The following is a 19,930-nucleotide window of genomic DNA, read 5'->3' as shown; positions in this document are numbered from 1 at the left end:
TTTAACGGCTTTCCCGTTGCCCACTTCGTAGATAAGAAGAGGCTTTAATACGAATAAGACCCGCACTTTCAAATAACCAGTACAGTAATTTTGCTAATACCAGACAGAGTCCGAATACTAAACAGAAAAAGACCACTCGCGACACAAAGGAATCGACACCTTCGCGCGCTAAAACAATCATATTGAAAATCGCACCAAAGCAAAATGCCTGCATAATCGCTGCTTTATAACGATTTGGCTCTTTCAAACTCATGCCATAAATCCAGTCAAACCACTTGATAATCAGCCCAACCACAATGGCGCCGAGAGGAATAAATAACAATCCGCCCATCACGACCAATGACCCAATTAAAGTGGGCGAAATAGCTAAGCCTGAGTGATTATTCAGAACTTCCCACGTAAAGTAGTTCGCTGAGTTCAGCACGGTATCAGGACGTTCTGGCCATACCCATGATGGAATAAATACATAGAAATCCCGAACAATGGGCGCTAAACCTTGGAATTCCATCTGGTCATAATAACTGAGTAATAACGCTAAGTTTTCCCACGGTGAGAACGTATCGCGAGTTAGGTAAAGGAAGGTGTAAAATGCCTCCGCCCCGCTCACATCCAGCCCATAACGTTTTAGGGCTAACCAGAACATGCCCACAATACTTGCAACCCCCGCAGCCGCCAGCATCCATAACGTAATCCAGCCTCTCACAATTCCAATAAACAGGAACAAGGCAAATGCCAGAATGATGTTAGCGCGCGTTCCACCCACAATCACATAGGTTAAGAAGCCAAATGCTACCGTACTGATCAGGAAGAAAAACCAGCGTTTTTGCGTCGGATTTAAGAAATAAACAATCAACATGGCAGGGATAAAAAAGTAGAAAAAGCGTTTTAGTGCAACACCAGAAACCTGACTAGAAAATATCTGACTGTAAGACTTCAGCTTAAATAGCAAGAAGCCATTTTCCATGAAGAAAATGCCGACCGTGACAACCGCGACCGAGATTAATAATAGGCAGGTTAAGTTGGTTTCAACTTTATTCATGCTAAATAGCGCACGCCGCTGGGTATCTACCTGTTTTGTTAGCCTTGTTTTGTATGCCACATAATAAATTGCATAAAAACTCGTCGACGCTAACATCGCATACATTAAATAATCAGCGGAAACCACTGCAACATCAAACTGGAACACTAAGGCGCAAGTTAACGGAAAACCGAAGTAAAACGTCAACAAATACAACATTGAGAAGAAAATATTAAAGTTAAAACGCACGCGTAAAAATTCTTTATACAGCAGCGTGCCAATAAAAATAATTGATATCAGGTAAATCAGCGCTAAGCCACCTAATTCTAAAAGTGTCATGCTCGCTCCTCCGCAACGCTGAGGATCTGTTTCCAGCCTTCAGTAAAGTTAGGAGCAAAAAATTCAATCTGTTGTTTATCCAACATGTTCATTTGGCGCTGGGCTTCCGATACCAAAGGCAGAGTCAGTTCATCACCATAGAAAAAGACCGGAACATTCTGGGCAGTAAGGTCTTGCCAGAAAGTATTTTGTCGGCTGATAACAAATGGAATACCGAATTGAATCAGTAAACACACCGTTCCCACCCCTTGTTGGCGATTAAAAATGAAATAGCCGAGGTCACAGGTTTTCAGCAAATTCAAATAATCGCTAAATTCCATACGTTGCTTCAAGATCTCAACCTGTCCCGCTGCAAACTGGCTGTTTGCTGCCTGCTCCACTTGATCAATATAACTTTGATTGTTTGCAGGGTATCCCATTGGGACGATAATCTTAACCTGACCCCCAAACTGCTGTTTAATCGCGCCCAGTGCCTCTATATGACGATTTGAACGATCACCTGAGTTACCGAGAAGAATGGTGAGTTGCTCATCTTCTCTAGGCTCACGCTCGCTTACCGTCAATGTAGGATCCATTCTGGTTGGAAAATAGAGTACAGATGCAGGCACATTGGGGTTGAACTGGTGGAAATAGCACAAATCTCCCCGCGTAGCACAGACATGCCCCACCTTTTTCTGCGCTAAACGACGCAGAATATAAAACAGTTTAAATTTCAGAGAGCTCGATTCTTCATACAGGTCTGCCCCCCAAATATGCCACCAAAATTGGTGAGATTTTATTTGGCCAAACAATAATGCAAGCCAGATTGGGGCGTTAAATTGTCCATGGAAGAAAAAACGTGCACGGCGATCCGCTTTCGCACGACGGATCACCTCATTTGCGATTGTTTTTTTGCTATTAAAAACTTCAATTTCCAGCTCAGGATAAGCATCAGCAAGCTGCGCATCTTGGCTAACCACCATAAAATGCGGTTTTTGTGACGGTGCTGTTTCTTGGCAAATAACGCGATTAAAAAACGTTAAAACCGTCTGATTATGATGCGGGAGATCAGATCCCAGTACATGTATTAAGGTTGTCATGCTCGCCTACGGTAGATCAAAAATACGCAACAACAGAGAGTAAAATATACGATATATGTCGCCATATAGGCTTGTGTGGCTCCGACTGCGCCATGTTCAGGAATAAGCCAATGAGCAAAGCCCGTTAATAACACAAATTGACTGATTTCCGTTAGAACATAAAAACGTAGTGCGGCTTTTGCAATGACTAAATAGCCAAATACATAAGCGCCCACTTTCAATACATCACCCACCAGCTGCCAAGCAAACAGGCTTCTCATCCCAGTAAATTCTTCAGAAAATAGTAACCAAATAGCAAAGTCTCGTAGCAACCAAACCGTGAAACTCACCGCGGCAACTACAGGTAAAACAAATTTCAGTGCTTTAATGATCTCTGCGGAGATTTCACTCTTATGCTGTAAACGGGATAATGTTGGCAACAAATACACTGAAAATGTTGCCGTAATAAACTGTAAATAGGCATCTGAAATTGTCGTCACACCCGTCCACAAACCGACTTCATCCCAACTGTATTTTTGGGCGAGCAAGTTACGCATCATGATATAAGCAACAGGCAAGGTCACCGCCGTTAACATCGCCATGATCGTGAATTTGCCTAAATTGCTGGCAATCGCTTTGTCCCATGCAGGTTTTAGCGATGACAACGCAAATTGTTTGCGCTTAAATACCATTCCAGCTGCAGGAAGTACCACTAATGCAGGGACCAGAGCCAGACCCGCTAATGCCCCTTCATAGCCACCCACTCGATAGCATAAATAATAGGCGACAACGCCAATTATGCTACCAAAAATGATAGCTAAGGCATTGCCTGGTGCATCTCGATAACCTTTGAGAATTGCCAAAAAATAGTTCGCATACGCGATACCCATTTGAATCAAGGCAACCATGCGGATCACTGAACTGTATTGCGCAGTATCAAATAACGCAGCACTTATTGGTGCACTGCATAGTAAAAAGATAATAGCTAATAGTGTCGAAAACCCGAGGATAATCGTCGAAGAGGTACCAAGCACTGCACGTAATTTTTGCGGATCTTGGTGATGTTCTGCCACATATTTAGTGACACCATTAAAGATCCCTGCGCCAGAGAGCACCCCTAGCACAGTAATTAATTGGCGGAAGTTACCCGCTAGTCCCACACCGCTGGGGCCAAAAGAGACTGCAAATAATTTAACAATTAACAGGCCCACCCCGATTTTTATCAGGGTAGACCCAGCAGTCCAAACCGATGCTTTAGCTAATGACATTAGGCAAAGAACGCTTTGATTTTCTCGATAACACTTTGTTGTTCGTCATCCGTCATGTTGTAGAACATCGGTAAACGAACCAAACGGTCACTTTCAACTGTCGTGTATTTATCTTCACCGTGGAAATAACCAAATTCCATACCCGCAGGGCTGGTATGCAGTGGTACATAATGGAAAACCGTCAGAATGCCATGAGCTTTCATATAGTCATTAAATGCTGTGCGTTCTTCTACATTTTTGAGTTTGATATAGAACATATGCGCATTATGTTTTAACCCTTCAGGCACGGTTGCTAACACTAAACGTTTCGCAGCGACTAATGGCTGTAATGCTTGATAATAGCGATCCCACAACAGTAAACGGCGATCGTTAATTTTGTCAGCCTGTTCTAGCTGAGCCCACAAATACGCGGCTTGTAAGTCAGATAACAGATAGCTTGAACCAATGTCGCGCCATGTGTATTTATCTACTTGCCCACGGAAAAATTGACTACGGTTAGTACCTTTTTCTCGGATCACTTCTGCACGGTTAATCAATGATTTGTCATTAATTAATGTCGCTCCACCTTCGCCACCAGAAGAGTAGTTTTTGGTTTCGTGGAAGCTATAGCATCCGATATGCCCAATCGTTCCAAGCGCTTTGCCTTTGTAAGTCGACATCACACCTTGTGCAGCATCTTCAATTACAAATAAATTGTGTTTTTTCGCGATCGCCATGATGGTGTCCATTTCGCAAGCTACGCCAGCATAATGAACAGGTACAATGGCACGAGTGCGATCTGTAATTGCCGATTCAATTTTAGTTTCATCGATGTTCATGGTATCTGGGCGGATATCCACGAAGACAATTTTTGCGCCACGTAAAACAAATGCGTTTGATGTAGAAACGAAGGTAAAGCTTGGCATGATGACTTCATCACCCGGCTTGATATCAATCAGAATAGCAGCCATTTCTAACGAAGCGGTACAAGACGGCGTTAACTGAACTTTCGGGCAGTTAAAACGTTTCTCCATCCACTCTTCACAAAGTTTTGTGAAACCACCATCCCCGCAAAGTTTGCCACTTGCCATGGCTTGTTTCATATACTCAACTTCAGTACCTACAACGGGTGGTTTATTAAATGGAATCATGTTGTCCCCTGTATAACCAATATGCTGTGCTGGCAATCGCCGCACCGCTACGTGAATAAAGATTTAATGCCGCAACATTACTCATTTGAGTGGCAACATTTAACTGTCTTTTTTGGTGTTGCACACACCACTGATAAGCCGCTGACATTAACTTTCGACCAATACCGCGCCCTTGTGCATTTGGCATTGATGCCAACAGCCCGACTCTTGCAGTATCTGCATCAAGGCTGCGTAGGCTAACAAAACCTAAAATTGCACCCGCACTATCTTTAACCAGTAAACAGGTATGGTCGAATGTGCCTAAAACGGCTTTTTCAATCCATAATCCATAAAACCGGCCGCTATCACCTTCATGATACCAAGGCGTTCTAAAACGGCTGTTGCTAAACACTGACTCCGCTGTTGTGCGCAGTTGAACAATGTCGCTGACTTGTGCAGCAACGACATGATCCGTCTCGGCCAATGCCGTATTTAGATAAGCATTTTCTGTGCCAATCGTTAAAGCAAAGTCAATTTCACCCTCGACAAAGCTGAATCCCATTCCCGCTAAATCATCAATTAATGCAGTTTCAGATGCAGAAACTTTTGCCTGCACAATGTCATACTTATCCATTTGATAAGCGAGGATGGTTTCGGCATCAGTCTGCGTAAAATTCAGCTTTGCCGTTGAGTGTCTGAAAAAATCAGACTCCCAATCGAGTGGCTCAATACTGGCGCGGACGGACACGGAGTAAATCCTCTAAGTATTTGCCATAGCCTGTTTTATTCAGTTTAGCTGCCGCTTCTTTCACTTGTTCATCGCTCAACCAGCCATTGCGCCATGCAATTTCTTCTAAGCATGCCACTTTGAAGCCTTGACGTTTTTCCACAGTTTGCACAAATGTACCGGCTTCAATCAGGCTGTCGTGAGTCCCAGTATCTAACCAAGCAAAGCCACGGCCCAATAGCTCAACATTTAGCTCGCCGCGCTCTAAATACATTTGGTTGATAGAGGTAATTTCCAGTTCACCACGTTCTGATGGCTTGACTTGCTTTGCAAAATCAACCACTTGGTTATCGTAGAAATATAATCCCGTTACCGCCCAATTAGATTTTGGCTGTTTGGGTTTCTCTTCAATAGACAGTGCTTTAAAATCGTCATCGAACGCCACAACACCGAAACGTTCAGGGTCCATAACTTGATAGCCGAACACAGTCGCGCCTTTTTGACGTGCTGCCACAGACATCAGTTTTGGGCTAAATGAATGGCCAAAGAAGATATTATCGCCGAGCACTAAGCAACAAGCATCACCATTGATAAACTCTTCACCAATAATGAAAGCTTGAGCCAATCCATCTGGGGATGGTTGCTCGGCATAACTCAGTTCAATACCAAACTCATGACCATCACCCAATAAACGCTTAAACATCGGTAAGTCATCAGGTGTAGAAATCACGAGGATTTCACGGATCCCTGCCAGCATGAGTACGGACAGCGGATAATAAATCATTGGCTTATCGTAGATAGGCAGCAGCTGTTTTGAGATGCCGCGAGTGATTGGGTGTAAACGTGTTCCCGAACCACCAGCCAAAATAATACCTTTCATACGACCTCCTAGCGGCCTAAGCCCAAGCGCTCACCGGCATAAGAGCCATCTTGAACACGGCGCCACCAAGTTTCATTATTCAAATACCATTGCACGGTTTTACGAATGCCGGATTCAAAAGTTTCTTGTGGTGTCCACCCTAATTCACGCTCAATTTTTGCAGCATCAATGGCATAACGCATGTCATGACCCGGTCGGTCTTTCACGTAAGTGATCAAGTCACGATAGTGAGCAACGCCTTGAGGTTTCTGTGGATACAGTTCTTCCAACAGCTCACAAATCGTTTCAACGACTTCAATATTGCGGCGCTCGTTGTGCCCGCCAATATTATAAGTAGAGCCCGGTTGTGCCTGAGTTGCCACTAAATGCAAGGCACGCGCATGGTCTTCAACAAATAGCCAGTCACGGATCTGCTCACCTTTGCCATACACTGGCAATGGCTTACCCGAAATCGCGTTCAGAATAATCAGAGGGATCAGCTTCTCAGGGAAGTGATACGGCCCATAGTTATTCGAGCAGTTAGTGATCATGGTTGGTAAACCATACGTTCTCTGCCATGCACGAACTAAGTGGTCGCTAGATGCTTTTGACGCGGAATATGGGCTGCTTGGTGCATACGGTGTCGTTTCAGTAAAGAAACCGTCGGGACCGTCTAAATCGCCATACACTTCATCAGTAGAAATATGGTGGAAACGGAAAGCTAATTTTTTACTTTCATCAAGAGCAGACCAATAGTGGCGAGCAGCCTCTAACAGGGTGTAAGTGCCCACTATGTTAGTTTCGATAAATTCGGCTGGACCATCAATTGAACGGTCTACATGGCTTTCTGCCGCCAAATGCATGACGACATCGGGTTGATATTCAGCAAACACACGATCTAGCGCCGTGCGGTCACAAATATTAACGTGTTCAAAAGCATAGCGTTCATTGTTCGCCACTTCAGCGAGTGATTCCAAATTGCCAGCATAGGTCAAACAATCCACCACAACTGCACTATCATTTGTGTTTTCAATCACATGACGAACAACAGCGGAGCCGATAAAACCGGCCCCACCAGTAATTAAAATACGTTTCAACGCCATACTCCTTTCGTATCCACCACCCATTTTTGTGGGATTGCTGAACCTTGGATACCTTTAAACAGGTTATGGTCAACCAGCATTAAAACCACATCCGCTTCGCTAACTGCTTGTTCAATAGACACTAGCTCAGCGATACCTTTCAAGGATGTTGGTAGTTCATGGATATGAGGCTCAACAGCAAATGTTTTACCTGGGTTCCACTCTGCAACCATTTTAGTGATGTGCATTGCAGGGCTTTCACGTAAGTCATCGATATTTGGTTTGAAAGATAAACCGAAACAGGCGATTTTGATTTCGTTCGCTTTTTTACCTGTTTCAACTAAGCAATCAGCAACCGCAGCTTTGACTTGGTCAACAACCCAAATTGGTTTGCCATCGTTAACTAAACGCGCAGTGTGGATTAAGCGAGATTGTTTTGGACTTTGTGCTACGATAAACCATGGGTCAACAGCGATACAGTGGCCACCAACACCGGGTCCCGGTTGCAGAATATTCACACGTGGGTGACGATTCGCAAGGCTAATCAGTTCCCATACATTGATATCTTGGTCTGCACAAATCAATGACAATTCGTTAGCAAATGCGATGTTAACATCACGGAAACTGTTTTCTGTTAACTTACACATTTCTGCGGTTCTAGAGTTAGTGATTACACACTCACCTTCTAGGAAAATATTATACAGCTCACTAGCACGCAGAGAGGATTTTGGCGTCATTCCACCAACAACACGGTCATTTTTAATCAGCTCAATCATGACTTGACCCGGCAGTACGCGCTCAGGGCAGTAAGCAACATCGATATCCGCATCTTCACCCACTTGGTGAGGAAACGTTAAGTCTGGACGTGCGGCAGCTAACCACTGTGCCATTTGTTCAGTCGTACCCACTGGAGAGGTAGACTCAAGGATCACTAAGTCACCTTTTTTCAGTACTGGCGCAATAGATTCCGCAGCGGCTTTTACATAGACCAAATCAGGCTCATGTTCACCTTTGAATGGTGTTGGAACTGCAATCAGAAATGCATCCGCGGGTTGTGGTTTAGTGAAGGCTTTTAAGTGACCTTCTTCAACCGCTTTTTTTACCACAACATCCAGCTCAGGTTCCACGATGTGGATTTTACCTTGATTGATAGTATCAACCGCATGTTGGTTAACATCTACGCCGACAACTTGCTTTTTACGAGATGCGAAGGCTGCCGCTGTTGGTAAACCGATGTAACCAAGGCCAATAACAGAAATAGTTTCAAAACTCATAATTTCACCTGATTGCTTTTTAATGCTGCAAGAATACGCTGACAAGCATGACCATCACCATAAGGGTTATGTGCGCGGCTCATTTCATGATATTCCGCTTCATCTGTCAGTAACCGATTAACTTCATTTACAATGGTTTGTGTATCTGTACCAACTAAACGTACTGTTCCTGCATCCACAGCTTCAGGACGTTCAGTGGTATCTCTCATGACTAAAACAGGCTTGCCTAGTGATGGAGCTTCCTCTTGAATACCGCCAGAATCCGTTAAAATGAGATATGCATGGTTCATCAAATAAACGAATGGCAAATACTCTTGAGGACTAATGAGAATAATATTATCAATATTATGTAGAATTCTTTGTACTGGCTCACTCACATTTGGATTCAGATGAACAGGGTAAACCACTTGGACATCAGGATGTGTTTGAGCAATTTCAGCTAACGCATGACAAATACGTTCAAAACCACCACCAAAGCTTTCACGACGATGCCCTGTGACAAGAACCATCTTTTTGTTTGGGTCGATAAATGGGTAATTTTCGGCTAATTGCGCCATCATGTCTGATTTACCCATCACTTTTTCTTTGACCCACAACAACGCATCAATGACTGTATTGCCAGTCACAAAAATATGGCTATCTGGAATGGATTCGTTGAGCAGATTTTGACGAGAATTTTCTGTCGGTGCGAAATGATATTGAGCAAGATGCCCGGCAATCTTACGGTTACCTTCTTCTGGCCATGGCGAGTACAGATTTCCCGTGCGTAACCCTGCTTCTACGTGCCCAACAGGAATACGGTGGTAGAACGCCGCAAGACTGGTTGCCATCGTTGTGGCGGTATCCCCATGAACGAGGACAACATCGGGCTGAAAATCGGCAAATACCGCTTTTAATCCTTCAAGGATACGGCATGTAATATCAGTTAAATCCTGGCCTTGTTTCATAATATTGAGATCATAATCAGGCGTGATCTCAAATAAGTTCAGTACTTGATCTAGCATTTCACGATGCTGAGCGGTAACACAAACTTTAGCTTCAAAATCTGCATCACCCGCAAGAGCATGAACCAATGGCGCCATTTTAATGGCTTCTGGCCGTGTGCCGAATACAGTCAATACTTTCACAGTGACTCTCTTATCTTTATCTTCGCAGTTTACTGCTTTTTTTGTTTTATGACTTGACCTAGCCACTAACGCTTAGCGCCAGTGGCTAGTGCTACATCATGAAGGGCGACGGCGAGACAGTACCACTCCGGCACCTACTAACATCCCTATGGCTCCCCACAGAACAGCAATAAAGGCTCTGCGTGGACTATCACGTTTGATTGGATCTTCAGGAGTTCGCAGGAAGCGATAAGCCTGAAAATTTTCTTGAAGAACGGGTTCAACATTCAGTGTCGATAACATCGCGACATTCTGATCATAATCGGAATCATAATCAGGACCGGTTGCTTTCAGTGTTTCAATCTGTGCTTGTAATAATGGAACACCTAACATAAACATTTTTGAGTCCGGAATTTCATCCACTGGCGCGGTCATTTGATTACGTGAAATACCTTGTTTTTCAGCAACTTTTAACGCTTGTTCAAGGACATTTAAACGACGGTCATATGCCGCGGTTGCTACCATACCTTCACGCTTAACTAAGGCTTTCATTGATTGAGTCTTCGTTGCCCAAGTCCCTTTCAATTCATCATTCAGATTAGTCGTTGCGCGTTTGTTGGCAAACTCAATATATTCACGTAATAGCTGGTTAGCATCAGTTGCTGTTTCAGCCACTAACTTCACGTTATCGGTTGGATTTTTTAACTCATCCGCTGGCGTATATTCGATATTGTTAATTAATTCATCAAGTAATGCCGCGTCAGCTTTTGGATCATTTTCCAGACGTTGCTTGTAATACTCTGTTCCTAACCAAAATTGGCGACGAGTATCATAAGCACCTAATTGCTTGGTAAACTCTTCATAAGCTTCTTTCGCAATTGTGGGTAACTGGCCTTCTTGTCCCATAACATTAATACGGGAATCAAGATTACGCAGGAATTGTTGCTGAGAGTAGTAACTTCCCAGATTATTCACCGTGGGTAAATCTGTGATCGCAGTAGTACTCCACTTAGGCTGCATAAAATAAGATGCGCCTAAAGCGATGGCTGCAAAAATGACTGCACATGCCACGATCCAAACTTTACCTTTCCATAATGAGAGGCATAACGCTCGGATATCCAACTCCCCTTCAACCGGAGATTGGTGCTGGCTAGGTTGTGTTTCTGAGTTATTCACTGCGCAGAACCTCTATGTTCGTTTGTCGTTACCGGACCGCACTCTTGCGCACACGACGTCTAATTCGTTTGATAAAACGGGCGACTTTCCATGCACGTTTGATGCAATAGCCATACATCATAAATACAAGCAAAAACAATGCCAACATTACCCACTCAGGGACAAATGTTAAGCGTTCGCCAATGATACCAATGCTCGCAAGTACTGCTGCGGCCAATGTGATGATTACAAATGCCCCTTTTGGGGAAAAGCCTGAACGCATAATCAGGTGATGAATATGCTGACGATCCGGTGAAAATGGACTCATTCCTTTACGAATACGGCGATACATAATTGCCACCATATCCATTAATGGAATCGCAATAATCCATAATGCAGTCACAGGGTTAATGGGATGCACTTTTTCTTGCGTTGATGCTACGAGAATCCAAATAATCGTAAAACCAATCAGTGTGCTTCCCGCATCTCCCATAAATACTTTAAAGCGACGACCTAACACGCCTAAGTTAAGGAGAATATAAGGTAGGATAGCCGCTATAAAGGCAAAACACCAAAATGCGAGAGCATAGTTGCCATTTTGATAAAGTAGAAATCCAAGGGCACCAAATGAAACTGAGGATAAACCACCTAACAGGCCATCAATACCATCGACCATGTTAAATGCATTAATCGCAGCCCATACCGCAAATAGCGTCACAATATAGCCAAATGGTCCAAGCACCAGCTCCCATGGTCCAAATGCATGACCCAGTGATTTCAGCGAAAGTCCCGCTGCGGTCATCATCACAACCGCGACAATAGCTTGAACTCCAGCCCTTAATTTTACGCTGATATCAAATCTATCATCGAGGGCACCCACGAAGACTAATAAGCCTGCACAAGCGATATATAACCATTTATGTGGAATGTATTCCTCTGTGATCGCAAATGCGAAACAGACTCCAAAGAAAACAGAGATTCCTCCAACTAGAGGAACCAATCCTACGTGTTTTTTCCTAAAGTTAGGTTTATCGACTAAACCAACTTTTGTCGCAACAATCCGCGCGACAAAAATAAAGGCTAAAGTAAATAAAAAAACGTAGAAGAGATTACTGGCAAAGTGTGTACTGTCCACTGTTCAACTCTCTTATTATTTCTATCTGACTTTTAAAAACTACAATTCTTGGTTGTGATGAAAAACCTAAAGTACCGCATTATCATCTGTGCAGAAATTCACACGTTCAAACGAGTCTTCACTGTTGATGGTACCCATAAAATATGCTGATAAATAAAGTACGGTATATATAGCTTCATTTAGTTGATCCTATCCGCCCAATACTATCCTTTAATCTTGCAAGATGCATGCCATAAAAGACAATCTTCGACCGATTGATTTTTCGATTTCTTACCCATTTAAGTTGAAAAATATCTCGCATAAAATCATAGAGGTAAAAAAATATCAAAATTCGATATGGATGTACTTAAATATTAAAAAATAATATCAATACGTTACATTAAAGTATAACAGGAAGAGCATCAGCAATTGATAGTCTTTAAGTATAAAAAAGAATGTAGAAAATACCACCTTCAGATTAATAATCTAGCGTTCATTTATTATTTTTTTTTACTTAAAAAATAGAGTAATTAATACTCCATTTTCTCTGAAGCGGAGATTATTATTTCACTTATACCGTGTGGAATTAGATAAAAAAATAGGCGCCCTAATAAGAGCGCCTATTCGATGTACAGATAATCCTAACGATTAAGCTCTTTTCATGAAATCAAAGAATTCTTCGTTGGTTTTTGTCATGGCCAGTTTACTGATGAGGAATTCCATTGCATCGATCTCACCCATTGGGTGAATAATCTTACGTAGGATCCACATTTTCTGTAGCTCATCTTGGGATGTCAGTAATTCTTCTTTACGTGTACCAGAACGATTGTAATCAATCGCAGGGAAGACACGTTTTTCAGCAATTTTACGGGACAGGTGTAATTCCATGTTACCTGTTCCTTTAAATTCTTCGTAAATCACTTCATCCATTTTCGAACCAGTATCAACTAATGCAGTTGCAATGATAGTCAGGCTTCCACCTTCCTCAACATTACGTGCCGCACCGAAGAAACGTTTTGGACGATGTAATGCGTTCGCATCAACACCACCAGTCAAAACTTTACCGGAAGAAGGAACGACTGTGTTATATGCACGAGCAAGACGAGTGATAGAGTCGAGCAAAATAATAACGTCTTTTTTATGTTCAACAAGACGCTTGGCTTTCTCAATAACCATCTCAGCTACTTGAACGTGACGTGCAGCTGGCTCATCAAATGTCGAAGCAATAACTTCACCTTTAACTAAGCGCTGCATCTCGGTCACTTCTTCTGGACGTTCGTCAATCAGTAGGACCATCAATACGCAGTCTGGGTAGTTATGTGCAATGTTAGCCGCAATATTTTGCAGCAACATTGTTTTACCCGCTTTAGGTGGCGCGACAATCAGTCCACGCTGCCCACGACCAATCGGTGCCGCTAAATCCAAAACTCGTGCAGTCAAATCTTCAGTCGAGCCGTTACCGCGCTCCATGCGAAGACGATTATTTGCATGTAATGGCGTTAAGTTTTCAAAAAGGATTTTGTTACGGGCGTTTTCAGGTTTATCAAAGTTAACTTCATTAACTTTTAACAGGGCAAAATAACGTTCACCTTCTTTAGGAGGACGAATTTTTCCTGAAATAGTGTCGCCAGTGCGTAGGTTAAAACGGCGAATTTGGCTAGGAGATACGTAAATGTCATCCGGACCTGCGAGGTAGGAACTGTCACCTGAACGGAGGAAACCAAATCCATCCTGTAAGATTTCTAGTACGCCATCGCCGAAAATATCTTCCCCACTTTTAGCATGCTGCTTCAAAATGGAAAAAATAATATCCTGCTTTCTCATACGGGCTAAATTCTCTAGCCCCATGTTTTCGCCTAACGTAATCAGTTCTGATACTGGCGTATTTTTTAATTCGGTAAGATTCATAATGGTGGGTTCTTTAACTCGGGGTAATTCTCGAACTATGAACGTAAATTGGAGGCAACTTATATAGTAACAATAATGACCTATTAAGTGCCAGTTTAACTTTATAGTGCCCTGTTGGAAGCTATCAACTAACAACAATGCATAAAAATTTGTGCTCGCTACAACTAATATTGCAATGAATAAGGTTGTGACTAACAGGTGCGTTTTTAATCATCAAGATGACATTTCGCATATTATTAGAAACGTAATCAATATTAGCAATAGTTTTTTGTACATTTAGGACAACATCTTATCCTAGTACCACCCATTTTATTCACTCAGAGCTTAACATCACAGTTATGCAACGATGGATTCATCAACTTTAGATTAATAATAAGCAACGTTAACATTGTTACTAAACAGAACTGTAAGCTAGACGTATCAGAAAAGAGCAAAGGAAAACAAGGTAATTCTTATGGGCGCTATACGAGGAATGCTGTTAACTTATCATGCTTAAATGGGGACGTCTAGCGGCTCTCTACATAAAATAAATACACCGCTAAACGTTTTCGCTTATATAAAGCTATAACTTACAGATTTTCGTCTAAAAATTCTTTCAGTTGAGTTTTAGATAATGCGCCAACTTTAGTTGCAGCAACACTGCCATTTTTGAATAATAGAAGTGTTGGGATACCGCGAATACCAAATTTTGGAGCCGTTGCTGGGTTATCATCAATATTCAGTTTTGCGATGGTCACTTTGCCTGTATATTCTTCAGCAACTTCATCAAGAATAGGCGCGATCATTTTACAAGGACCACACCATGCAGCCCAGAAATCGACAAGAACAGGTGAATTTGCATTTAGAACGTCAGATGCAAAACTTGCATCTGTAATATGTTTAATTTTGTCGCTCATGTTGTACTCCAAAGGATCATTTTTACCGACATAGTGTAGCATTAATTGGCATCAGTATGCTTTATTTCAAAAGATACACTTTCGTAAACCAACCGTTAACTGATATTCTAACATACTATGAGTAAAGCACACTTGACAGAACAGAAGTTTTCCGACTTCGCATTGCACCCAAAAGTCATTGAAGCACTTAATAAAAAAGGCTTCAACTTTTGCACGCCTATCCAGGCGGCTACCCTGCCTTTCACTGTCGAAGGCAAAGATGTTGCGGGGCAAGCGCAAACAGGTACAGGTAAAACGTTAGCATTCCTAACGTCTACATTTCATTTTCTTTTAACTCACCCTGCTATGGATGGGAAAAAAACCAATCAGCCTCGTGCGCTGATTATGGCTCCCACTCGCGAACTAGCAGTGCAAATTTACTCAGATTCTAAAGAGCTGGCAGAGTACACTGGTTTGAAAATGGGTCTAGCCTATGGTGGTGATGGCTATGACGAGCAGCTCAAAGTCTTGCAAAACGGTGTTGATATCCTCGTCGGTACAACAGGTCGTTTAATTGACTATGCAAAACAAGGTCACGTTGATTTAACCGCTATCCAAGTCGTCGTATTAGATGAAGCTGACCGTATGTATGACCTCGGATTTATCAAAGACATCCGCTGGATCTTCCGTCGTATGCCTTCCGCAGCCGATAGACTCAACTTACTGTTCTCTGCAACATTATCTTACCGCGTAAGAGAATTAGCTTTCGAGCAAATGAATAACCCGGAATATATTGAAGTTGAGCCACTGCAAAAAACCGGTCACCGTATTAAGGAAGAGTTATTTTACCCTTCTAACGAAGAAAAAATGCGTTTACTGCAAACGTTACTCGAAGAAGAGTGGCCTGAACGCTGTATTATTTTCGCCAATACCAAACATCGCTGTGACGATATCTGGGCTCACTTAGCCGCGGATGGACACCGTGTTGGTTTATTGACTGGTGATGTAGCACAGAAAAAGCGCTTACGTATTTTAGAACAGTTTACCCAAGGCCATATTGATATCTTAGTGGCGACTGACGTGGCTGCCCGTGGATTACATATTCCATCTGTAACTCATGTCTTTAACTATGATTTACCCGATGACTGCGAAGACTATGTACACCGTATTGGGCGTACCGGTCGTGCCGGTGAGAGTGGAAACTCCATTAGCCTCGCGTGTGAAGAATACTCATTAAATTTGCCTGCAATTGAAGAATATATTCAGCATTCAATTCCAGTTAGCAAATATAACAGTGAAGCACTCTTGAGTGAGCTCCCAGCACCAAAACGTCGTCACCGTCCGCGCCCAACAGGTCCTCGTCGCAATTCCAATGCACCACGTCGACATAATGGCCCACGCCACAACCATAAACGCGCAGACTGAGTAAATAACTTATGCTGAAATCTTCTTCTCTGTATGCGGCTATCGACCTAGGTTCTAACAGCTTTCATATGCTGGTTGTACGTGAAACCGCAGGAAGCATTCAGATCATTTCTCGAGTCAAACGCAAAGTCCGACTTGCGGCAGGGTTAGATAAAGATAATATCTTATCCGAACAAGCGATGGAGCGAGGCTGGCAGTGTCTGCGCCTTTTTTCGGAACATCTGCAAGATATTCCGAACTCGCAAATTCGTGTTGTGGCAACCGCAACACTGCGTTTAGCCAAAAATGCTGATATTTTTATCGAGAAAGCCAGTGAGATCCTAGGAAATCCAGTCAAAGTTATCCAAGGAGAAGAAGAGGCCCGCCTGATTTATCAAGGTGTTGCTCACACTACCGGGGGCCCAGAACAGCGTTTAGTTGTCGATATTGGCGGAGGTAGTACCGAGTTAGTCACCGGAACCGGTGCCCAAGCTCAGCAGTTATATAGTCTTGAAATGGGGTGTGTCACTTGGCTCGAACGTTATTTCAGTGACAGAACCTTAACTGAAGAAAATTTTGCCCAAGCCGAAGCCGCAGCACAACAGGTTATCACCCCCATCGCGGATACACTCAAAGCCCATGGTTGGAAAATTTGTGTCGGCGCATCAGGAACTGTGCAAGCTATTCAGGAAATTATGATTGCCCAAGGGATGGATGAGCTAATCACCCTTGGAAAATTACAGCAACTGAAACATAAAGCTATTCAATGCCATAAATTGGAAGAGTTGGAAATTGATGGGCTAACTTTTGAGCGCGCTCTCGTATTCCCAAGCGGTTTATCCATTTTAATCGCCATCTTCAAAGCGTTAAATATTGAAAATATGACGCTAGCAGGTGGGGCTCTGCGTGAAGGTTTAGTCTACGGGATGCTGGAACTGCCTATCGAGCAAGATATTCGAGCTAGAACTTTGCGTAATATCCAACGCCGATTCCTTGTTGATATCGAACAAGCTAGCCGCGTTCGCCAGCTCGCTGAATATTTTTATCTACAAGTTGCTAAAGAGTGGGAACTCGATAACCGTTGTCGAGACCTTCTATCAAGTGCATGTGCTTTACATGAAATCGGGCTAAGTGTTGATTTCAGAAAAGCGCCCGAGCATGCAAGCTACTTAATTACCCATCTAGATTTACCTGGATATACACCAGCACAAAAACGCTTACTTGCTGCCCTTCTTAAAAATCAACAAGGCCAAATTGATTTAGCGTCTTTAAGCCAACAAAATGCATTACCAATGCAACAAACTTACTATTTATGTCGCTTGCTACGCTTGGCGATCATCTTCGCTAGCCGCCGACGCGATGATACTTTGCCTGCATTAAGGCTGAATGCGAATACGCAAAATTTAACCATTATGCTGCCATATCGCTGGTTAGAAGAGCACCCTCTACGTGCGGAAAATTTACAGCAAGAAATTCAATGGCAAAGTTACGTGAATTGGTCATTAGCATTAGAAGAACGTAATAGTTCCAACTAACTATTCTGAGTTCCCACTGTATCGTGGGAACTTATCTCATTACTTTTCAGTTTTTTTATTTAATCCTAATCGAGCCTTAATATCTGCTAGCGCAAATTGCCCTTTCTGCATACGTTCTTCCGCACTCACCACTTTTCGCTGCTGTTCCCACTCGATATCATCTTGAGGTAATTCAAGTAAAAAGCGGCTAAGTTCAGGGCGAATTAACTCCCCATACTGGCGACGCTCTCGGCTATGACTGAAGAATAATTCTCGTTGGGCTCGCGTGATCCCAACGTAAGCTAATCGACGTTCCTCATCAATATTATTTTCATCGATACTGCTTTGATGTGGTAATAACCCCTCTTCCATTCCCACAAGAAAAACATAAGGAAACTCAAGACCTTTTGAGGCATGCAGTGTCATTAATTGTACTTGGTCAGAATCTTCATCATCTTCACCACGCTCCATCATATCGCGCAAAGTAAAACGGGTAACAACCTGATTCAGCGTCATCGGCTCATTTAACTCATCGCCCTCAATCATTTCACTCATCCAAGTAAATAATTGGTTGACGTTTTTCATGCGCATTTCTGCTGCTTTGGTGCTTGGTGAGGTTTCATATAACCAACTTTCGTAATCCATTTCCCTCAATAAATCTCGTACAGCTATCAGAGGCTCTCGCTCTGAAACTCTCACAATATCGTCCATCCAACGAGTGAAACGCTGCAAGGCTTCTAACCCTTTCCCTGTTAACGTTTGTTCTAATCCCAAGTCAAAACTTGCTTGATATAAACTCTTTCCTCGTTGGTTAGCCCATTCACCTAATTTTTGAATAGTTTTAGGCCCAATTTCACGACGCGGCGTATTCACGATACGCAAAAATGCACTGTCATCTTCAGGGTTAGTAAGTACTCGCAAATACGCCAATAAATCTTTAATTTCAGGGCGGGAAAAAAATGAGGTTCCCCCTGAAATGCGGTAAGGAATCCGGTTTTGCATCAACATTTTTTCAAAAATACGCGATTGATGATTACCTCGATATAAAATAGCGTAATCTTTATACTGCGTTTTATTAATAAAGTGATGCGCTATCAATTCACCAATCACACGTTCTGCTTCATGGTCTTCATTATTTGCCGTAAGTACTTTTAGTGGCGCCCCATAACCCAATTCTGAAAACAGCTTTTTCTCAAAAACATGGGGGTTATTGGCAATCAAAATATTGGCAGCTTTCAAGATACGTTCCGATGAACGATAGTTTTGTTCTAGCTTAATCACATTCAATTTTGGAAAGTCTTGGTTAAGCAGAATTAAATTTTGTGGTCTAGCCCCACGCCATGAATAAATGGATTGGTCATCGTCACCCACCACCGTAAAGCGCGCTCTATTCCCAACCAGCAATTTAACCAATTGGTACTGGCTGGTATTGGTATCTTGATATTCATCCACCAGCAAATAACGGATTTTTTGTTGCCACCGCTCACGTACTTCTTCATTTTGAGATAAAAGCAGCGTTGGCTTACTAATCAAATCGTCAAAATCCAGTACGTTGCAGCTTTTTAAGTGTAATTCATAGCGACGATAGCATTCGGCAAAATGGTGTTCTTTTTCAGTTCTAGCTTGTCCAATGACTTGCTGTGAGGAGATCAGATCATTTTTCCAATTTGAGATCGTCGAGATCAGCTGCTTAAGAAGATCTTTATCTTCCTCAAGAAGATCAAATGTCAGTTCTTTCAATAATGCGATTTGGTCTTGATCATCAAACAGAGAGAAGTTGGACTTAATACCCAACGCTTTATACTCGCGTTTGATAATTTCCAAACCCAAAGTATGAAACGTGGAAATAATTAATCCTCGCGCCTCTTTTTTACCTAATGTTTGCCCAACACGCTCTTTCATTTCGCGTGCAGCTTTATTGGTAAATGTTACCGCCGCAATTTGTCGTGGTTGATAACCACAGTGGCGGATCAGGTGGGCTATTTTATTGGTAATAACCCGTGTTTTACCTGAACCGGCCCCCGCCAATACAAGGCACGGGCCATCCACATATTCAACAGCTTGCTGCTGGCTCGGATTTAATCGCATGGTTTCTCTACATCACTTAATTATTCAAAATG

At 42.6% G+C, this 19,930-nt stretch carries 16 protein-coding genes; 2 read left to right on the top strand and 14 right to left on the bottom strand.

Going from position 1 to position 19,930, the window contains the following annotated elements:
- Position 1: 1 nt before the first annotated feature.
- From wzyE to trxA, 13 genes are all read right to left on the bottom strand, one after another.
- Positions 2-1,357: an ECA oligosaccharide polymerase gene (gene wzyE, locus PR761_RS10210; RefSeq protein ID WP_039854996.1), complete on the bottom strand. Its 1,356-nt coding sequence runs from the start codon at positions 1,355-1,357 to the stop codon at positions 2-4.
- Positions 1,354-2,436: a TDP-N-acetylfucosamine:lipid II N-acetylfucosaminyltransferase gene (locus PR761_RS10205; protein ID WP_112837468.1), complete on the bottom strand. Its 1,083-nt coding sequence runs from the start codon at positions 2,434-2,436 to the stop codon at positions 1,354-1,356. Before PR761_RS10205 ends, wzyE begins: the two co-directional genes overlap by 4 nt.
- Positions 2,433-3,683, bottom strand: a complete 1,251-nt coding sequence (gene wzxE, locus PR761_RS10200; RefSeq protein WP_112837469.1) for a lipid III flippase WzxE — start codon at positions 3,681-3,683, stop codon at positions 2,433-2,435. The genes PR761_RS10205 and wzxE overlap by 4 nt, the downstream gene beginning before the upstream one ends.
- On the bottom strand, positions 3,683-4,813 hold the full coding sequence (rffA, locus tag PR761_RS10195) for a dTDP-4-amino-4,6-dideoxygalactose transaminase (RefSeq protein ID WP_006814610.1): 1,131 nt from the start codon (positions 4,811-4,813) through the stop codon (positions 3,683-3,685). Before rffA ends, wzxE begins: the two co-directional genes overlap by 1 nt.
- Positions 4,800-5,540: a dTDP-4-amino-4,6-dideoxy-D-galactose acyltransferase gene (gene rffC, locus PR761_RS10190; RefSeq protein WP_006814611.1), complete on the bottom strand. Its 741-nt coding sequence runs from the start codon at positions 5,538-5,540 to the stop codon at positions 4,800-4,802. The genes rffA and rffC overlap by 14 nt, the downstream gene beginning before the upstream one ends.
- Positions 5,518-6,399, bottom strand: coding sequence for a glucose-1-phosphate thymidylyltransferase RfbA (gene rfbA, locus PR761_RS10185; RefSeq protein WP_006814612.1), 882 nt, complete (start codon positions 6,397-6,399; stop codon positions 5,518-5,520). The genes rffC and rfbA overlap by 23 nt, the downstream gene beginning before the upstream one ends.
- Before the next feature lie 8 nt (positions 6,400-6,407).
- Positions 6,408-7,481 (bottom strand): dTDP-glucose 4,6-dehydratase, encoded by a 1,074-nt coding sequence (gene rffG, locus PR761_RS10180; protein ID WP_174217582.1) that lies wholly within the window; start codon positions 7,479-7,481, stop codon positions 6,408-6,410.
- Positions 7,472-8,734: a UDP-N-acetyl-D-mannosamine dehydrogenase gene (wecC, locus tag PR761_RS10175; RefSeq protein WP_006814614.1), complete on the bottom strand. Its 1,263-nt coding sequence runs from the start codon at positions 8,732-8,734 to the stop codon at positions 7,472-7,474. The genes rffG and wecC overlap by 10 nt, the downstream gene beginning before the upstream one ends.
- Positions 8,731-9,861: a non-hydrolyzing UDP-N-acetylglucosamine 2-epimerase gene (wecB, locus tag PR761_RS10170; RefSeq protein ID WP_039854893.1), complete on the bottom strand. Its 1,131-nt coding sequence runs from the start codon at positions 9,859-9,861 to the stop codon at positions 8,731-8,733. Before wecB ends, wecC begins: the two co-directional genes overlap by 4 nt.
- Positions 9,862-9,957: 96 nt before the next feature.
- Positions 9,958-11,016 carry an ECA polysaccharide chain length modulation protein gene (wzzE, locus tag PR761_RS10165; protein WP_006814616.1) on the bottom strand — a complete coding sequence of 353 codons (1,059 nt, stop codon included), beginning with the start codon at positions 11,014-11,016 and terminating at the stop codon, positions 9,958-9,960.
- A gap of 28 nt (positions 11,017-11,044) precedes the next feature.
- Positions 11,045-12,130 (bottom strand): UDP-N-acetylglucosamine--undecaprenyl-phosphate N-acetylglucosaminephosphotransferase, encoded by a 1,086-nt coding sequence (gene wecA, locus PR761_RS10160; RefSeq protein WP_006814617.1) that lies wholly within the window; start codon positions 12,128-12,130, stop codon positions 11,045-11,047.
- Between the two features lie 627 nt (positions 12,131-12,757).
- Positions 12,758-14,017, bottom strand: a complete 1,260-nt coding sequence (rho, locus tag PR761_RS10155) for a transcription termination factor Rho (protein WP_006814618.1) — start codon at positions 14,015-14,017, stop codon at positions 12,758-12,760.
- A 569-nt stretch (positions 14,018-14,586) separates the two neighbouring features.
- Positions 14,587-14,913, bottom strand: a complete 327-nt coding sequence (gene trxA, locus PR761_RS10150; protein ID WP_039854894.1) for a thioredoxin TrxA — start codon at positions 14,911-14,913, stop codon at positions 14,587-14,589.
- Positions 14,914-15,030: 117 nt separating this feature from the next.
- On the opposite strand from trxA, the gene rhlB reads away from it, so the two are divergent.
- Both rhlB and gppA read left to right on the top strand, forming a co-directional pair.
- Positions 15,031-16,317: an ATP-dependent RNA helicase RhlB gene (rhlB, locus tag PR761_RS10145; RefSeq protein WP_006814621.1), complete on the top strand. Its 1,287-nt coding sequence runs from the start codon at positions 15,031-15,033 to the stop codon at positions 16,315-16,317.
- An 11-nt stretch (positions 16,318-16,328) separates the two neighbouring features.
- On the top strand, positions 16,329-17,831 hold the full coding sequence (gene gppA / locus PR761_RS10140; protein ID WP_006814622.1) for a guanosine-5'-triphosphate,3'-diphosphate diphosphatase: 1,503 nt from the start codon (positions 16,329-16,331) through the stop codon (positions 17,829-17,831).
- A gap of 39 nt (positions 17,832-17,870) precedes the next feature.
- Here the strand turns inward: gppA and rep are convergent, their stop codons facing one another.
- Positions 17,871-19,898 carry a DNA helicase Rep gene (gene rep / locus PR761_RS10135; RefSeq protein ID WP_154610750.1) on the bottom strand — a complete coding sequence of 676 codons (2,028 nt, stop codon included), beginning with the start codon at positions 19,896-19,898 and terminating at the stop codon, positions 17,871-17,873.
- Between the last annotated feature and the right edge of the window lie 32 nt (positions 19,899-19,930).

The organism is Providencia sp. PROV210, from assembly GCF_028479445.1.
Lineage (GTDB): Bacteria > Pseudomonadota > Gammaproteobacteria > Enterobacterales > Enterobacteriaceae > Providencia > Providencia rustigianii.
The sequence above is the reverse complement of the archived record's forward strand: the minus strand, read 5'-3'. Positions and strand labels throughout refer to the sequence as shown.